Genomic DNA, 16,233 nt, shown 5'->3' on the forward strand with positions numbered 1-16,233 from the left:
GGCTTACAGGCTCTTATTCAAATGGAGTCTGTAAGCATTTTTTATGCGTTCTTCTGCTTATTAACCTTAAAAGTCTTCATTCTTATCTGTCTAACTTGCTAGTCCATCTTTAAATTCCATAATCGACAATACCTCCTACATTCGGCTGAATTTTTTGATAAATCAGTCAATGACGTTGATGAATAGGAAAAAATTGTAGTATAATACCATAAGTATGGAAGCGCATACATAATAGAGGAGGGGTATTGTGAGTGGTATTTGGCTTGCGGTAGTTGGAGGTATTGTTTTTATTCTCGGTTACAGGTATTATTCGAAATTCATTGCTGAGAAAATCTATAAGCTGGATCCGAATTATGTAACACCTGCCCATCAGTATAAAGATGGGGTCGATTTTGTGCCGACCAATAAGTTTGTCCTCTGGGGGCATCATTTTACGTCTGTTGCTGGAGCTGCGCCAATTGTCGGTCCAGCTATTGCCGTGTATTGGGGCTGGCTGCCAGCTGTTCTGTGGGTGTTACTTGGTACCGTATTTGCAGCGGGAGTCCACGATTTTGGTACATTAGTATTATCGGTTAGAAATAAGGGACAATCAGTTGGTACCCTGGCTAGCAAGCTGATCGGTCAAAAAGCGAAAGTACTGTTTTTATTTATAATTCTATTATTAGTACTGATGGTTAATGCTGTGTTTGCCTGGGTTATTGCAAACTTGTTTATTTCATTCCCGGCAAGCGTCGTATCTGTATTTATTCAAATTCCACTGGCCATTTGGATTGGCTACAGCGTGTATAAGAAAAAAGGGAATATGCTGCTTCCGTCTGTTATAGCGCTTGCAGTTATGTACTTGGCAGCTATTGTGGCAAGTTATGTTCCCGTTTTGCAAATTGATTTAGTGAAATATTTCGGGGGCGAAGGTGCATCCTCGGCCTTTGGACTTAGTGCTACATCCATGGCCTTTTTCGTATGGATCGTTGTGTTAATGGCTTATGTTTATATCGCTTCGACTCTTCCTGTCTGGAAACTACTTCAGCCGCGTGATTACATTAACTCTCACCAGTTGATCGTCGGGCTGGGTTTACTGTATTTAGGGTTACTTTTTACGAACCCTGAGATTACGGCTCCTGTGACAAATTCGACAGCAGATACATCATGGTTTCCGCTGTTATTCATTACGATTGCGTGTGGTGCGATTTCTGGTTTCCACGGGCTGGTATCATCCGGTACTTCTTCCAAACAGCTGGACAATGAAATGGACGCCAGATTTGTAGGTTATTTAGGTTCTGTAGGGGAAGGGGCGCTCGCGCTCGTTGCTATTATAGCCGTCGTTACGTTCTTCCCAACAGCGGGAGAATTTACAGCCACTTATAGCAGCTTTACGGCTGCAAGCAGTGCTGGTCTTGGGGTGTTTATCCAGGGGGCCGGACAGCTCGCTTCGGGTCTTGGGATTCCTGTTGCAGTGGCTTCGACGATTGTTTCCGTTATTGTAGTTAGTTTTGCAGCAACCACGCTGGACTCGTCTGTCCGATTAATGCGTTATATTATTGCAGAGCTTGGGACTGAGTATAAGGTAACTCCTCTTTCGAAAACGCATGTAGCTACTACAGTTGCCGTAGTTTCCAGTGCCGCTTTAACTTTGATTCCTCAGGGACCGAAAGGGTTTGGTTCCGGCGGTTATCTATTATGGCCGTTGTTTGGTACTTCCAACCAGCTGCTTGCGGGTATTAGTTTACTGCTTGTGTCTATATGGCTGAAACGACTGGGACGAAGCTACTGGCCAACCCTGATTCCGATGGTTTTCCTCATGTTCATGACCTTATGGGCGATGATTACTCAGGTACTTGGAGAATGGGCGCCATGGGCTGAAGGCAGTGACTGGATGTTGTTTACTTTTGGAGCCATCATCCTTGTCTTTACTTTCTGGATTCTACTCACAGCTGCATCAGCTATATTCAAGAATGACCGCGACTCTGTACAAAAGAGTGCGTAAAAATAAGAGTCGCACGTCCTGCGTGCGGCTTTCCTATTTTCAGATTGTATAAAAATAAAGAGGTGCTTATTAAACAAAAGGGCCGGTTACTTGAAGACTCAGTTTCGAGATATTTTTATGAGAAGAATGGTCCTGCGGGGGATGATTCGCTTTCCGCGGACATGTGATGAGCCTCCTCGAGCTAAAGCTCTCCGGGGTCTCACCGATCATGTTCATCCCGAAGGAGTCTTCATCATCCCCCTCCGGACCTGGCCAAATCAGATGCTCGAAATCACTTCAAACATACCTGTTTGATGTGGATTTAAGACGTATGTTTTTACACCTGTTTTCAGGATATAACGATGCACAATAGCCTGTTATAAAAGCATTTAATGCAGATTAAGGAGAAGAACTTTCCTCTTCTGGAAGGGTCCGTTTACTAGATATCGTTGGGATGGCGGAGGAAACGACGAGACTCCCATGGGAGAAGGGACTAGGTGAGATCCCGCAGGGAGTGAAACGAGCGAGGAAGCTCACCGTTCCCCCATAGGAAAGCGAGTTGTTTCCGTAGCCGCCCTCATCTATTGTTTGCAACGGACCCCCACTATCTCGAAATCAAGTCTTCAACAAACGGGAGCTTTACTGTAAAACTAACATGGATTTTAGAGTGGATAAAAAGGAGGACTATATAATGGTGGAAGTCATGATTATTCGTCCGGAGCAGGAAGTCGGGATGGGATGCTGTGGAGGGATTTGCAGTGACCGTGATGGACTGATTCATATGCAGGACGAATTCAAACATCATGAAGAGGACAGGGAAGCCTTAGGAAGACTGTATCAGGAAACAGAAAGCGAATACGGCGACCTGGTGCAGATCACCTTTCTTGACCCGAGAAATGTGCTGGCCATCTTCCTCTACTTTCTAAAACAAGTGAAGGAGCGGCATCTGTCTCTTGTAAAAGCCGGGAAGTACATTCTTTTTCACATGAAATATAATGCTATTTTTATAAATGGAAAACTCGTTGAAAATCATGAAGCCTATAAGCGCGAACTTCAAGCTGAAACAGGAGGGTAATGAATGGATAAAAAATTTTCATTGAAGAATCTTATTGAGTGGTACGATGAAGTCCTCAGTCTCCCTCACAAGCAGGAAATTGCCAGAGAACTGAGAGATGAAGATGACTTATTTATGCTGCTGGTCTATTCAGACATGCTTGGAATCCCGAACCCTGCATTTTATTATACGTTGGAACTGTACCCTTACATTATCGAAAAATTTCATGACTGGCATTTGCGGATGGGGATGGAGAAATCACCGCTCGATGGAATACGCTGCTGCTGAGAGAGAAAAGAAAGGAAGAGATAATCTATGAATCACCTACAGGGAAATAAAATTGTATTTGTCGGTGGTAAAGGAGGCGTTGGTAAATCTACGTCCTCGGCTGCGATGGCAGCAGCATTTGCCAAAGAAGGGTATCAAACGCTAGTTGTTTCCACAGACCCTGCTCATAATCTCGGTGATATATTCCATGAAAAGCTCGAGCATGAGAAAACAAAACTTGACGCTAATCTGTGGGGAATGGAAGTGGATGCGGAGCAGGAATCAAAGCGCTACATTCAGGAAGTAAAAGATAATCTGCAAGGATTGGTCAAATCCAAAATGGTGGAGGAAGTGCATCGTCAGATCGATATGGCTAGTGCTTCCCCAGGAGCAGATGAAGCGGCCTTGTTCGACCGGTTGATTTCAATCATTCTAGATGAAGCACCAAACTTTGATAAAATCGTGTTCGATACGGCTCCCACCGGTCACACAGTGCGGCTGCTCTCCCTGCCTGAACTGATGTCCGTCTGGATAGACGGCATGCTGGAACGCAGACGAAAAACGAACCAGAACTATACCGAACTGCTTAATGACGGCGAACCTGTAGAGGATCCTATTTTTACTATTTTACAAAAACGAAAAGAAAAATTTGCAGCTGTCCGTGAAATCATTCTCGACGAGAAGCAGACGGGATTTATTTTTGTGCTGATCCCAGAGCGACTGCCTATATTAGAAACGAAGCAAGCGATCAAACAACTTGCCCAGTATGACCTTCCCATTCGGACACTAATTATAAATAAAGTACTGCCCTCACACGCTGATGGCACGTTCTTAGAGCGGAGGAGACAACAGGAACAGACCTATCTGAGACAGATCAAAGAAAGTTTCTCAGAGCAGGAATTAGTAGAAGTACCTTTATTCGAAGAAGATGTATCGGATATGGACAAGCTGCTGGCGTTTGCCGATCATTTACGAAAAGCTGTCGTTGGAAGCTGAATCTATGTTTATTCTAGTGCCCTGGAAAGTATAAAAAACTTTCCAGGGTTATTTTAATATAACAAAAACCACTATTTTCCCGTTTAACCTCTAAAGTGGAGTGGGAATTGTCTAATAAGAAACAAATACTATTAAGAGGTGAATAACTATGTTTTTGAATGCTACTAGTTTAGAAAAACTGACACTCGTAGCTCAAGATGGAGAAATGGGAAAAATTAAAGATTTATATCTTGATGATGAAAATTATACAATCCGTTATTTGACCATTGCATCCGAGAAATGGTTCCCAGATCAAATTATCTACTTATCACCTTCAGCAATAAGCCGGATTGATTTCGATAAGAAAGTTATTGAAGTCGATCACACTCGTGAAGACTTGCGGGAAGGGGCCGGCTTAAGCAATGAGAAAGAAATGAATCCAGAAAAAGAAGCTGAGTTTGCTGACCGTTTCAACTGGAGTCAGTACTGGGCTGGTGAAAGCGTCTGGGGTGAGCAGGATACACCGCTCGCTTCCGAATCAGAAGCAGCAAGCCAGCAGACAGCCGTCAGTACACCGGATCGATCTGATCATTTAATTAGTGTCAACTATATGAAAGGCGTCTTCAGTCACGCGGATGTATTTGCGGGTGAGGAACATGCCGGTTATATCACAGATGTTTTAATAGAAGAAGAAACATGGATCATCCGTTATTTTGTAGTCAGTACAGGCAGCTGGTCAACCCACGCATTTTCGCTTATTTCCCCAGATTGGATTGAGGAAGCTAATTGGAACGAGGATCAAATCCAGATATCCTTGACCTTAGAAGGCATTGAGAAGGGGCCGCTGTACCAGAAAAATAAAGCGGTTACCCGCGGATTTGAGGAAAAATTGTATCAGAGCTTTGGAAAACCGGCCTATTGGAAATAAAAGAAAAGAATGGAAATGGTTTGATCCTATGTGGAAGTGGGAACACCTGCTAGTACGCTTGATATATTGAAATAATAGTCAGTTTATATAGTTCGGGTACGCAAAAAATGACTCGTCATTGTGGGGTTACCATAAAACAAGGTGGTAAAGATTGTGGTTGGAGCACGTTGATGCTTCAACCCATTAATCGTTATAATTTTCTTAACAGATGAAATTGTTTGAATTCCATCGAAAGCAAACTCCACATAAGCAAGAAATAGAGGATTGAAGGAGTGTGGTGGTCTTGGAAGCCATAAGTAAGAACTTTTTCTTATACCTGTCGAATAACAAGGTATTAGACCGCTTAGCAAAACGATATGGATCAAGATTTGGGGCTGACAAGATTGTAGGCGGAGAGAAATTCTCGCAGGCAATTCCATTGATTGAGCAGCTTAACGCGGAAGGATTGGAAGTTACGGTGGACCACCTGGGTGAGTTCGTCAATTCCGAAGCGGAAGCTAAAGAGCGAAAGCAGGAATGTATCGAAACAATTCAGTCTATTGCTCATAATCAATTGAACTCTGAAGTTTCCTTGAAATTAACTTCACTGGGGATGGATATCAGTGAACAGCTTGTTAAGGAAAATATGGAAGGGATCTTGGCAGAAGCCCAAAAACACGGTATAACGGTAACGATTGATATGGAAGACTCTTCAAGGTGCCAGGCCACCCTTGATATGTACAAAACCTTGAAGGCAAAATATGACAATCTCGGAACCGTGCTTCAATCGTATCTCTACTGTACAGAGGAAGATTTGAAAGATCTTCAGCCCTATGACCCTTACCTCCGATTAGTGAAAGGTGCTTACAAGGAATCAGGGAAAGTAGCCTTCACGGAGAAGGAATCAGTAGATGAAAATTTAAAACGGTTGATTAAAACAAATCTTCTGAATGGTCACTACACAGCTGTTGGAAGTCACGATGATGCGATCATCGACTATACAAAGAAATTAGCTGAAGACCATGGAATTTCCAGAGATCAATTTGAGTTTCAAATGCTATACGGCATGCGAAACCAGATGCAGAAAGATTTGAAAGATGAAGGGTACACCGTACGGGTCTATCTTCCTTATGGAGAAGACTGGTATGGATACTTTATGAGGCGCTTAGCAGAAAGGCCAGCCAACATAGCCTTTGCTATAAAAGGAATCTTTAGTAAATAATTTTTAATTCTTTGAAGGGAGTTTTTATCATGGTCACACCATACAAACACGAACCATTCACAGATTTCTCAAAAGAGGAGAATGTTAAAGCATTTGAAGAGGCACTAAAGCAAGTAAAAGAAGAACTAGGTCAAAAACATGACTTATTAGTAGATGGGGAGCGCATTCGTACGGATGAGCAAATCGAATCCACTAACCCGGCTAATACGAAGCAGCTTGTAGGCTCTGTTTCTAAAGCTAATCAGGATATTGCTGAAAAAGCGGTTCAATCCGCATCAGAGGCTTTTAAAAGCTGGAGAAAATGGTCTGCGCGCGCACGTGCTGAACTACTTTTCCGTGCAGCGAGCATCATTCGCCGCCGTAAGCATGAATTCTCTGCCTATTTAGTTTACGAAGTAGGTAAACCTTGGAAAGAAGCAGATGCTGATACAGCTGAAGCAATTGATTTCCTTGAATATTACGGTCGCCAGATGATCGAATTGAAAGATGGTAAACACGTAGAGAGTCGTCCAGGCGAGCAAAACCGTTACGTTTACACTTCTACTGGTGTAGCTGTTGTAATTCCACCTTGGAACCTTGCTTTTGCAATTATGGCAGGTACAACGGTAGCTCCACTTGTAACTGGAAGCACAGTAGTCATGAAACCGGCAAGTAACAGCCCGGTAATTGCTGCTAAATTTGTAGAAGTGCTGGAAGAAGCCGGCCTTCCAAAAGGTGTATTAAACTATGTACCAGGAAGCGGTAAAGATGTAGGTGACTATCTTGTCGATCATCCGAAAACCGCATTAATCTCCTTCACTGGTTCCCGCGACGTGGGTACACGTATTATCAAGCGTGCAGCCGAGCTTCAAGCTGGTCAGAACCACTTGAAACAAGTTATCGCTGAAATGGGCGGTAAAGATACCGTAGTTGTCGATAATCAAGCGAACCTAGAAACGGCAGCAGATGCCATTATCACATCAGCATTCGGTTTCTCCGGCCAGAAATGTTCATCCGGTTCCCGTGCTGTAGTCCATCAGGACGTTTACGATGAACTGCTTGATATGGTTGTAAAACGCACGAAAGAATTAACAGTAGGAAATGCCTCTGAAGGCAATGTATATATGGGACCTGTCGTGGATCAGGCTGCTTATGATAAGATCATGGGCTATATGGAAGTAGGTAAAGAAGAAGGTCGCTTAATGACCGGCGGTAAAGGTGATGATTCCAAAGGTTACTTCATCGATCCTACCGTATTCGCTGACCTTGCACCAAATTCCCGTATGCAGCAGGAAGAAATCTTCGGACCAGTGGTCTGCTTCACCAAAGCATCTGACTTCGATGAAGCAATCGACATTGCTAACAACACCGAATATGGTCTGACAGGCGCAGTTATTTCTGACAACCGTCAGCATTTGGAAAAAGCAAAAGAAGATTTCCACGTGGGTAACTTGTATTTCAACCGTAACTGTACAGGTGCGATTGTCGGTTACCAGCCATTTGGCGGTTTCAAAATGTCCGGTACGGACTCTAAAGCGGGCGGACCAGATTATCTAGCGCTTCATATGCTAGCGAAGACCATCTCAGAAAAATTCTAAATTGAATGAGTATAAAGCTCTCCCGTTTTCGGGGGAGCTTTTTTCTTTTGCTTTTGATTTCCTGATGAAGTCGCTATAATGGAGAATAAATAAGTGAAACCATTCTACTTGGAAAGGTAAGGATTGAGATGGAAATTAACGAGTTAATTCTTCAAGTAGAGGATATCCATAAAGCAACCGAGCTGATCAGTTCCAAACTTCGTAAGCCTGTCATTATTGAAAATAAAAACTTCGAATTGATTTCTTACAGCTCATCGATTGAGGAATTTGATCTCACGCAGCAAAAGACGATTCTCTCCAAAAAATGTCCACTCTTCATCATTGATCGGTTAAAAAAAGAGGGAATTGTACAAAGACTTGAGAAGCGCCAGGATCCAATCCGTATTCAGCCAATTGAGGAACTTGGTTTTCACCAGCGCATTGTTATATCTGCCAAGCATTTAGGGTACACGATGGGGTACATTTGGGTTCAGGAGTCCGATGAACTGCTCACAACAGAAGAACTGACATTTTTGGAAGAGGTAACACCTCATCTTGGCAAATTAATCTATGATGTTTATGAACGGATGAATGCGAAGGAAGGAAGGAGAGAGGATCTCTTATGGAAACTTCTCCACCATGAATACGACAGTGAAAGCCAGTTTCGTCATGATGCTACTCTTGCTAAGCTTACCATCCCCGATCGTTTTTCGGTTGTCGTTTTTTCAGTTACGGCTCCCCGGTATAAGTACATGCTGGATTATCTGCAAAAAGCTATACAGGACTTTTCCTTAAGAAAAAGCGTGCATTTTCTTAAGACCGAATTCCAGATGATTCTTGTTATTCACGGTGTTCAACAGGAAGAGTTCTCCTCACGCAACCTGGCGAGGTTCTTGATTGATGAGATCAAAGAGCATAGTGAGGAAGATGAATTTTACAACTTTCTTATTGGGGTAGGGAAAGAATATACCATCCTAGCCAATATGCGAAAAAGTTTCCTGGAGGCCCTTGAGGTAATCGAGATTGCGAACTTTATTACTCCTCGTCCAGAAACGATGCCTAGAGAGTTTTCCAAGCTTGGCATCTACCGCTATTTAGCGGCATTATACGAAAAAAACAGCTCTGAAGACTACTACAGCGATGATTTGTTGACTCTTATCCAGAACGACAAGGAGAAACAAACGGATCTTCTGCGTACGCTGGAGGTCTATCTTGCGAACAATGGAAAAGGTAAACAGACCGCGAACGAGTTGTTCATACATCCGAATACGCTTAACTATAGGATTAAACAAATTCAAGAGCTGACCAATATTGATTTTAACGATTTCAATGTAAAAACCTATTTGTACACAGAGCTTTTGCTGCTCAACAATGTTGAAGCTTATTATCAGAGGTACAAAGAAGCGTTATAATCTAAAACATTTAATACCATCATTGCCTGGAAGCAATGATGGTATTTTTATTTTTGTAAACATAAAAAAGTGCCGGGTTTACTTTTAAGTAAACCCGGCATTTTCAATGTGATTTATTTCTTATTAACAGAAGCGTCATGAATAGAGTCTACAGCACTTTTCAATGATGCATTAAATTCTTCTTCAGACTGATTGGCATTTAAATCAGCGATAAGCGCTCTGGAGAAACTTGCAATAAGACCATGGTTTTCTTTCAGTTTTTCATTCGCTTCATCACGGGAATAACCGCCTGATAGAGCGACAACGCGAAGTACGCGTGGGTGGTCAATCAATTCTTTGTATGTGTTTGCTTTCGTTGGAATGGAAAGCTTCAGCATAACATTTTGATCTTCACGCAATTCATTCAACTGTTTAAGAATTTCATCCTTTAAGATTTCTTCGGACTGTTCTTTATCCTCGCTGTGAATGTTAACTTCTGGTTCGATGATCGGAACTAAATCATAGTCCAGAATCTGTTTACCGATTTCAAATTGCTGTTCTACGACAGCCTTGATACCGATTGTATTCGGTTCGTGGATGACAGAACGCATTTTTGTACCGAAAATATTACGTTCATTAGCACGGCTCAGCGTATCATCTAAATCATGAATAGGCTTCATAAGCTGAACGCCAGTTTCCTGATCGGCAAGACCTTTATCTACTTTTAAGAAAGGTACGATCCCTTTATCGGACAGGTAATCGGCCGTGTACTTGCCTTCAATTTCGCGGTCCATGGTTTGTTCAAATAGAATGACCCCTAGAATTTGATCGGAATTGAAGGAAGGTGAAGTAATAAGTCTGGTACGCATCTGGTGAACCAAATCGAACATTTCGTCCTCATTTGAATAAGAATCTTCCGGTACACCGTAATCTGCTAATGCCTTTGGCGTACTGCCTCCGCTCTGGTCAAGCGCAGCGATGAAACCTTCCCCGTTCTTAATCTTGTCAAAATGACTGTTGTTCATGTTATCCACTCCTTTTCTGATTCTTTCTCAAAATGACTTCCTTATACAGTCTTCCCATTATTTCAGGTAACCTAACACCAAATGTGCTTCAGGAAGAAGAAATGTCACTCTCTCTATTATGATGGATAATAAAACAAGCGTCCAGGCTGAGTTTTCTGAATGCTTACCGATTTTTTTAATAGAAGCAGCCTGTACAGTTATATCATGAAAATGATTTAGATCCTCATCATTTTTTTATTTGGTATATAACGTATAGTTGACACTTCACATTTATTTTTCAATGATGACATAACCATATGGAGCTATAACTATTCCGTCATTTTGAACGGTTGAATAATGGTCGCTTTTCATAACTTTTTTTGCAGAAACCTCAGCTGTTTTAGATTGCTCAGAAGGGTTAATGAAAAATAAAAGTGTCTGTTCCTCAGAACGTTTTTCATAAGCAAGCAGTTCTTCACCGTAATCTACAAATTGAAAGCTTCCCCCGCTGCCAAATGCTGGTTCTGTTTTGCGCAATGAAATCATGGTTTGAAGGAAAGTGAATAATTCCTGGTCCTGTTCATTTTCCTCCCATATCATACATTTCCGGCAGCCAGGATCTTCTCCACCGGTCATACCCACCTCATCTCCATAGTAGATGCAAGGTGTTCCTTCGTAAGACATTTGGAATAAGTACATGAGTTTTGCGGTTGGTTTATGCTCCTCTGCATAGGTCAGAACCCGCGGTGTATCATGACTGCCAAGCAGGTTAAAGGATACCTCATTCACTGGAGCTGGATACATATGCTGTACGTGAGCAAGCTGATGCTTAAAACGTGTAAGGCTTATGTTACGTTTAGCGAAAAAGTGAATGACGGCATTTGTAAACGGATAATTCATCACAGCATCAAATTGATCTCCCTGAAGCCACGGCATAGAGTCATGCCAGATCTCGCCCAGGATATAGGCATCTGGCTTAATTTCTTTTACGGTGCGGCGGAATTCCCGCCAGAAGGAATGATCGACTTCATTTGCTACGTCCAGTCGCCAGCCGTCGATATCAAATTCCTCAATCCAGTAGCGCGCAACGTCCAGCAAATATTGCTTTACCTCAGAATTCTCGGTATTCAGCTTAGGCATATACGATTCAAAAGCAAAGGCATCGTAATTCGGTGCAGGAGAAGTGCTCACTTTGTCTTCCCAAAGGTGGAACCACTCCGAATATGGAGAGTTCTTTCCGCGCTTCAGTACGTCCTGAAAAGGTGAAAAATAAAAGCCGCTGTGATTAAAGACCGCATCAAGCATTACACGAATTCCTCTTTCATGACAGGCCTTTACCAGCTTGCGGAAAGTCTCTTTATCTCCAAATTGTGGGTCAATTTCCATATAGTCCGTTGTGTCGTATTTATGATTGGAATGAGCTTTAAAAATCGGAGTAAAGTAGATCCCGGTAATTCCAAGTTGCGTTAGATAATCCAGGTGATCGATTACGCCTTGAAAGTCTCCGCCAAAAAAACTGTCCTGCTCCGGTTCTTCACTTCCCCAGGGTAAAGTGCCTTCCGGATTGAGGGAAGGGTCTCCATTCCCAAACCGTTCCGGAAAAATCTGATACCAGATCGTGTCTTTCACCCATTGGGGAGCCTTGAACACATCTGCTGAATTTAGAAAAGGAAAGCAAAAGTGGTAGTCGATTTCATCGAGGGGTACTTCAGTGAAGAATCCTTTTTCTGTAAATACAGCCGTTTCTTTTTCATTTTCGAGCTTGAATGAATAACGGAGTCGTCGATATGGAGGTTGTAAGGAGGTGAACCAGTAATCAAATAAATCGTCACTTCCGGTCTTTTCCATTGGCTTTTCTTCTGTTTGCCATTCCCCTTTTTTCCATATATACGGATCTCCATGAATAAGAGTTACCCTTCTCATATCCTCTTTTTTCGTACGCAGTCGAATATGAATGGTTTCAGAATCATATGCATAGGCAAAATTATTGCCGGGTCTGTGAAAGACGGCTTCTTTTATCAAAATCATCATCCTTTCTGAACAACCGATTGCATTAATTTTTCTGGCTATTCTAATAATCTATAACAGAAAACAGCGGTCCGTCAATCTTAAGAATAAGTGTATAATTGATTATTTTGTGGGGATTTTAATTCTACTATTCTTTTAATACCAATCTAATGAAACCGCTTGCATTATTTGTAAAAGCTTGTATAATAAAAATCAAGATGTGTGCAATCGGTTTCACTAGATTGGTAGATCGCATACATAGAATAGTAAATAATTAGGGGGTCTAGGTTGATGAAGAAATGGTTAAGTGCGTTGTTAATCGCTTTTCTGACCGTAGGAATTTTGGCTGCTTGTGCACCAGAAAGAGAGCAGGAAGCGAACTCGGATAGTGAAGAAAACAACAGTTCTGCGGAAGGTGAAATGCCAGAAAAACCAGAAAAACTGGTGATTTGGGAGGATAAAGACAAAGGTGTTGCTCTTGAGCCGGCAATAAAGAGTTTTGAAGAAGAACATGGTATTAAAGTGGAGTTTAAAGAATTGGACATGTCTTCTAAAATGCGTGAACAACTGCGTTTGGACGGTCCGGCAGGCACAGGACCGGACGTATTGACACTGCCTCACGACCAAATCGGTCAATTGGTCATTGAAGGCCTGATTTCTCCTCTTGAATATGAGCAATCCGTTACGGACAAGTATACGGAAGCTTCTGTTAAAGCTGAAACCTATGATGGAAAACTTTACGGTCTTCCAAAAGCAACAGAAACCCCGGTATTTATCTACAACAAAGAACATATGGACCAAGCACCTGAAACCTTTGAAGAAGTATTCGAATTTTCTAAAGACTTTACACAGGGTGAACAGTACGGCTTCCTTGCTTTATGGGATAACTTCTACTTTGCTAACTCTGTTATGAGCGGGTATGGAGGCTATGTATTTGGCGAAGAAAACGGTTCTCCTAATCCACAGGATCTCGGGTTAAGCAATGAAGGAGCTATCGAAGGTGCCGACTACATTCAAAAATGGTATGAAGAAATTTTCCCGGCCGGTATCGTTGGGGAGAGTGGTGGATCAGCGAAAGATGGTCTTTTCCAGGATGGAAAAGTTGCATCCATGATGGATGGCCCATGGGCTTTCCAGGCTCTTAATGAAGCGGGTATTGATTATGGTGTAGCACCACTTCCTAAACTGCCTAACGGTGAATATCCACAAACCTTTGTTGGTGTGAAAGGATGGCACCTATCTTCAGCTTCTGAAAATAAAGAATGGGCTTCTGAACTAATCAAGTGGATTGCGAACGAAGAAAATGCGAAGATCCGTTTTGAAGAAACGAATGAAATTCCACCGATCCAATCATTAATTGAGGATCCAATTATTGCTGATGACGAAAGAGCGAATGCAGTAGCAGTTCAATCTGAACGTGCTATTCCAATGCCGAATATTCCTGAAATGAGTGAAGTGTGGGAACCAATGGCTCAGGCGCTTCAATTGATCGCCACCGGAAAGTCATCACCAGAAGATGCTTTAAATGAAGCAACAGAGACCATTAGTAAACAAATTGAACTGAATCACTCAGGGAACGAATAGGGCTGTGCAGTACCCCTTTATCCGGGTACTGCTTTCCTTTTTCACACATACATACAGAAAGTGAAAGGAGACTGAACATGGGGGAGCAGGGAAAAAAACCTTCAACAAATAAACGCAAAATCGCGCTCGCACTTTCGATCATTCCAGGCTTCGGTCAATTTTATAATAAACAGTGGCTGAAAGGATTGATCTTTCTCGTATTAACTGGTTCCTTCTTCGTGGCCTTTTCGGATTTACTCCAGTTTGGATTTTGGGGATTAGTTACCCTTGGAAGCGATCCCGCATATGATCACTCTATTGTCCTGCTTGTAGAAGGGATCCTTACCGTATTAATTACCATTCTTGGTCTCGGTATCTACGTATTAAATTTCAACGATGCCTTTAAAGTGGGTAAACAAAGGGACTTGAATGAACACCCTAATTCCGTCCGGCAGCAATATCAGAACCTGGTAGGCGGAGGCTTCCCATATTTAATGATGACCCCCGGTTTTCTGCTGCTGATATTTGTGGTTATCTTTCCAATTCTTTTTGTAATCTTATTAGCTTTTACTAATTATGATTTATACCATTCTCCGCCTGCCAATTTAGTAGAGTGGGTCGGATTCCAGAACTTTATAGAGATCTTCCAAATCCCGATCTGGCGGAACACGTTCTTTAGTGTACTTGCCTGGACCATTATTTGGACGTTTGGTGCCACTACGCTGCAAGTAGCTCTTGGAATTTTTCTTGCGGTCTTAATGAACCAGAAAGGAATCGTGCTGCAAAAAACAATTCGTACCATATTCATTTTACCGTGGGCCGTCCCGGCATTTGTATCTATTCTTGTATTTGCAGGGATGTTTAACGAAACGTTTGGTACGATTAATGAAGACATTATGGCTATTTTCGGCCTGGGTGATATTCCATGGCTGACCAATCCTACCTACACTAAGATTGCTTTAATTTTGATTCAGACCTGGCTTGGTTTCCCGTTTATCTTCGCGATGGTTACAGGGGTTCTGCAATCGATTCCGAATGAATTATACGAAGCGGCAGAAGTCGATGGAGCAACGATTATGCAGAAGTTCAAAGCCATTACACTTCCGCTTGTTCTTTACGCCACTGCCCCTATTATGATTACGCAATATACGTTTAACTTTAATAACTTTAACGTTATTTTCCTTTTTAATGGAGGAGGTCCGGCCGTTCCCGATCAAAATGCAGGAGGAACCGATATTTTGATTTCCTGGATCTACTCCCTTACCATGACGTCGGCGCAATATGGAAAAGCGGCCGCCATTACCATGATCCTTTCCCTTATCGTTATAACTGTGGCCTTATGGCAATTCAGAAGGACGAAATCATTCCAAGAAGAGGATATGATGTAATATGAGATCAAATAAACAAAGATTTGTACAGTTGACCTTATCCTATGTAGTGATCATTGCCATGATTGCCATTATCCTGTATCCGATTCTATGGATTGTCGGTTCTTCTCTTAACCCTGGAAATAGTTTATCTGGCTCATCGATCATTCCATCCGATGCCACTTTTGAGCACTATCAAGAGTTATTCGATTTAGAGAAAAGTAATTATTTGCTGTGGTATTGGAATACAATAAAGATCTGTCTTTTAACGATGGCGATTTCCGTAGCACTAGTCTGTATGACAGCTTATTCTTTTTCCAGGTTTCGTTTCTACGGACGTAAAAACGGACTGATGACCTTCTTGATCCTGCAAATGATTCCAAACTTCGCCGCTCTTATTGCGATCTATGCATTAGCGAACTTAACGAATCTATTGGATACACATCTTGCGCTTATTCTGGTGTACACAGGAGGAGCCATACCGATGAATACGTACCTAATGAAAGGGTATTTAGATACGATACCGAAAGAGCTGGATGAATCAGCACGTATGGATGGAGCTGGAAACTTGCGCGTTTTCTGGCAAATCGTTCTACCTCTTGCAAAACCAATGATTGCAGTTGTTTCATTATTTACTTTTATTACTCCATTTACTGACTTTATTTTAGCCAGGATATTACTTCGGACAGAAGAGAAGTTTACGTTGGCTGTAGGGTTATATGAACTAATTGCTGATCAATTCGGGAATGAATTCACTCTCTTTGCAGCGGGATCGGTCTTGATTGCCCTGCCAATTTCTATATTGTTCCTTTCCTTGCAGAAGTACTTTGTCTCGGGATTGACAGCCGGAGGTACGAAGGGCTAACCTGTAAGGTATTCAGATTAATTGATGGAGGATGCCTTTTGTACTTACATGGGGCATCTTCTTTTTGTTAATGAAAACAGGTGGTTTCTATA

At 42.1% G+C, this 16,233-nt stretch carries 13 protein-coding genes; 11 read left to right on the forward strand and 2 right to left on the reverse strand.

Annotation, left to right across the window (positions count from 1 at the left end):
* The first annotated feature begins 247 nt into the window (after positions 1–247).
* The 8 genes from ACTWP7_RS09190 (at position 248) to ACTWP7_RS09225 (ending at position 9,356) form a co-directional block, all read left to right on the forward strand.
* Positions 248–1,984 (forward strand): carbon starvation CstA family protein, encoded by a 1,737-nt coding sequence (locus tag ACTWP7_RS09190; RefSeq protein WP_443122937.1) that lies wholly within the window; start codon positions 248–250, stop codon positions 1,982–1,984.
* A gap of 670 nt (positions 1,985–2,654) precedes the next feature.
* Positions 2,655–3,038, forward strand: a complete 384-nt coding sequence (locus ACTWP7_RS09195) for a hypothetical protein (RefSeq protein ID WP_443122938.1) — start codon at positions 2,655–2,657, stop codon at positions 3,036–3,038.
* A gap of 3 nt (positions 3,039–3,041) precedes the next feature.
* Positions 3,042–3,305 (forward strand): cory-CC-star protein, encoded by a 264-nt coding sequence (locus ACTWP7_RS09200; protein WP_014644354.1) that lies wholly within the window; start codon positions 3,042–3,044, stop codon positions 3,303–3,305.
* Between the two features lie 27 nt (positions 3,306–3,332).
* The gene (locus ACTWP7_RS09205) at positions 3,333–4,280 is read left to right on the forward strand and encodes an ArsA family ATPase (protein WP_443122939.1); all 948 of its coding nucleotides are present in this window, start codon (positions 3,333–3,335) and stop codon (positions 4,278–4,280) included.
* Between the two features lie 148 nt (positions 4,281–4,428).
* On the forward strand, positions 4,429–5,187 hold the full coding sequence (locus tag ACTWP7_RS09210) for a PRC-barrel domain-containing protein (protein WP_443122940.1): 759 nt from the start codon (positions 4,429–4,431) through the stop codon (positions 5,185–5,187).
* Between the two features lie 283 nt (positions 5,188–5,470).
* Positions 5,471–6,388 (forward strand): proline dehydrogenase family protein, encoded by a 918-nt coding sequence (locus ACTWP7_RS09215; RefSeq protein ID WP_443122941.1) that lies wholly within the window; start codon positions 5,471–5,473, stop codon positions 6,386–6,388.
* A gap of 29 nt (positions 6,389–6,417) precedes the next feature.
* Positions 6,418–7,965 (forward strand): L-glutamate gamma-semialdehyde dehydrogenase, encoded by a 1,548-nt coding sequence (pruA, locus tag ACTWP7_RS09220; RefSeq protein WP_014644350.1) that lies wholly within the window; start codon positions 6,418–6,420, stop codon positions 7,963–7,965.
* A 128-nt stretch (positions 7,966–8,093) separates the two neighbouring features.
* Positions 8,094–9,356 carry a PucR family transcriptional regulator gene (locus ACTWP7_RS09225; protein WP_443122942.1) on the forward strand — a complete coding sequence of 421 codons (1,263 nt, stop codon included), beginning with the start codon at positions 8,094–8,096 and terminating at the stop codon, positions 9,354–9,356.
* 113 nt (positions 9,357–9,469) lie between these two features.
* Here the strand turns inward: ACTWP7_RS09225 and ACTWP7_RS09230 are convergent, their stop codons facing one another.
* Positions 9,470–10,360, reverse strand: a complete 891-nt coding sequence (locus ACTWP7_RS09230) for a fructose bisphosphate aldolase (RefSeq protein WP_443122943.1) — start codon at positions 10,358–10,360, stop codon at positions 9,470–9,472.
* Between the two features lie 270 nt (positions 10,361–10,630).
* Positions 10,631–12,361, reverse strand: coding sequence for an alpha-glycosidase (locus ACTWP7_RS09235; RefSeq protein WP_443123098.1), 1,731 nt, complete (start codon positions 12,359–12,361; stop codon positions 10,631–10,633).
* A gap of 276 nt (positions 12,362–12,637) precedes the next feature.
* On the opposite strand from ACTWP7_RS09235, the gene ACTWP7_RS09240 reads away from it, so the two are divergent.
* The 3 genes from ACTWP7_RS09240 to ACTWP7_RS09250 all read left to right on the forward strand — a co-directional run bounded on the left by ACTWP7_RS09240 (position 12,638) and on the right by ACTWP7_RS09250 (position 16,141).
* On the forward strand, positions 12,638–13,930 hold the full coding sequence (locus ACTWP7_RS09240) for an extracellular solute-binding protein (RefSeq protein ID WP_443122944.1): 1,293 nt from the start codon (positions 12,638–12,640) through the stop codon (positions 13,928–13,930).
* A gap of 77 nt (positions 13,931–14,007) precedes the next feature.
* Positions 14,008–15,297 carry a carbohydrate ABC transporter permease gene (locus tag ACTWP7_RS09245; protein WP_443122945.1) on the forward strand — a complete coding sequence of 430 codons (1,290 nt, stop codon included), beginning with the start codon at positions 14,008–14,010 and terminating at the stop codon, positions 15,295–15,297.
* Position 15,298: 1 nt separating this feature from the next.
* The gene (locus tag ACTWP7_RS09250; protein WP_014644344.1) at positions 15,299–16,141 is read left to right on the forward strand and encodes a sugar ABC transporter permease; all 843 of its coding nucleotides are present in this window, start codon (positions 15,299–15,301) and stop codon (positions 16,139–16,141) included.
* Positions 16,142–16,233: the final 92 nt, after the last annotated feature.

It is taken from the genome of Halobacillus sp. B29 (genome assembly GCF_052246755.1).
GTDB lineage: Bacteria > Bacillota > Bacilli > Bacillales > Halobacillaceae > Halobacillus > Halobacillus halophilus.

What these genes read in the sequence shown, in the direction of transcription:
- ACTWP7_RS09230 (WP_443122943.1), bottom strand. Translation starts at nt 10,360, where the DNA reads ATGAACAACAGTCATTTTGACAAGATTAAGAACGGGGAAGGTTTCATC.
- ACTWP7_RS09245 (WP_443122945.1), top strand. Translation starts at nt 14,008, where the DNA reads ATGGGGGAGCAGGGAAAAAAACCTTCAACAAATAAACGCAAAATCGCG.
- ACTWP7_RS09240 (WP_443122944.1), top strand. Translation starts at nt 12,638, where the DNA reads ATGAAGAAATGGTTAAGTGCGTTGTTAATCGCTTTTCTGACCGTAGGA.
- ACTWP7_RS09250 (WP_014644344.1), top strand. Translation starts at nt 15,299, where the DNA reads ATGAGATCAAATAAACAAAGATTTGTACAGTTGACCTTATCCTATGTA.
- ACTWP7_RS09225 (WP_443122942.1), top strand. Translation starts at nt 8,094, where the DNA reads ATGGAAATTAACGAGTTAATTCTTCAAGTAGAGGATATCCATAAAGCA.
- ACTWP7_RS09205 (WP_443122939.1), top strand. Translation starts at nt 3,333, where the DNA reads ATGAATCACCTACAGGGAAATAAAATTGTATTTGTCGGTGGTAAAGGA.
- ACTWP7_RS09195 (WP_443122938.1), top strand. Translation starts at nt 2,655, where the DNA reads ATGGTGGAAGTCATGATTATTCGTCCGGAGCAGGAAGTCGGGATGGGA.
- ACTWP7_RS09210 (WP_443122940.1), top strand. Translation starts at nt 4,429, where the DNA reads ATGTTTTTGAATGCTACTAGTTTAGAAAAACTGACACTCGTAGCTCAA.
- ACTWP7_RS09200 (WP_014644354.1), top strand. Translation starts at nt 3,042, where the DNA reads ATGGATAAAAAATTTTCATTGAAGAATCTTATTGAGTGGTACGATGAA.
- pruA (WP_014644350.1), top strand. Translation starts at nt 6,418, where the DNA reads ATGGTCACACCATACAAACACGAACCATTCACAGATTTCTCAAAAGAG.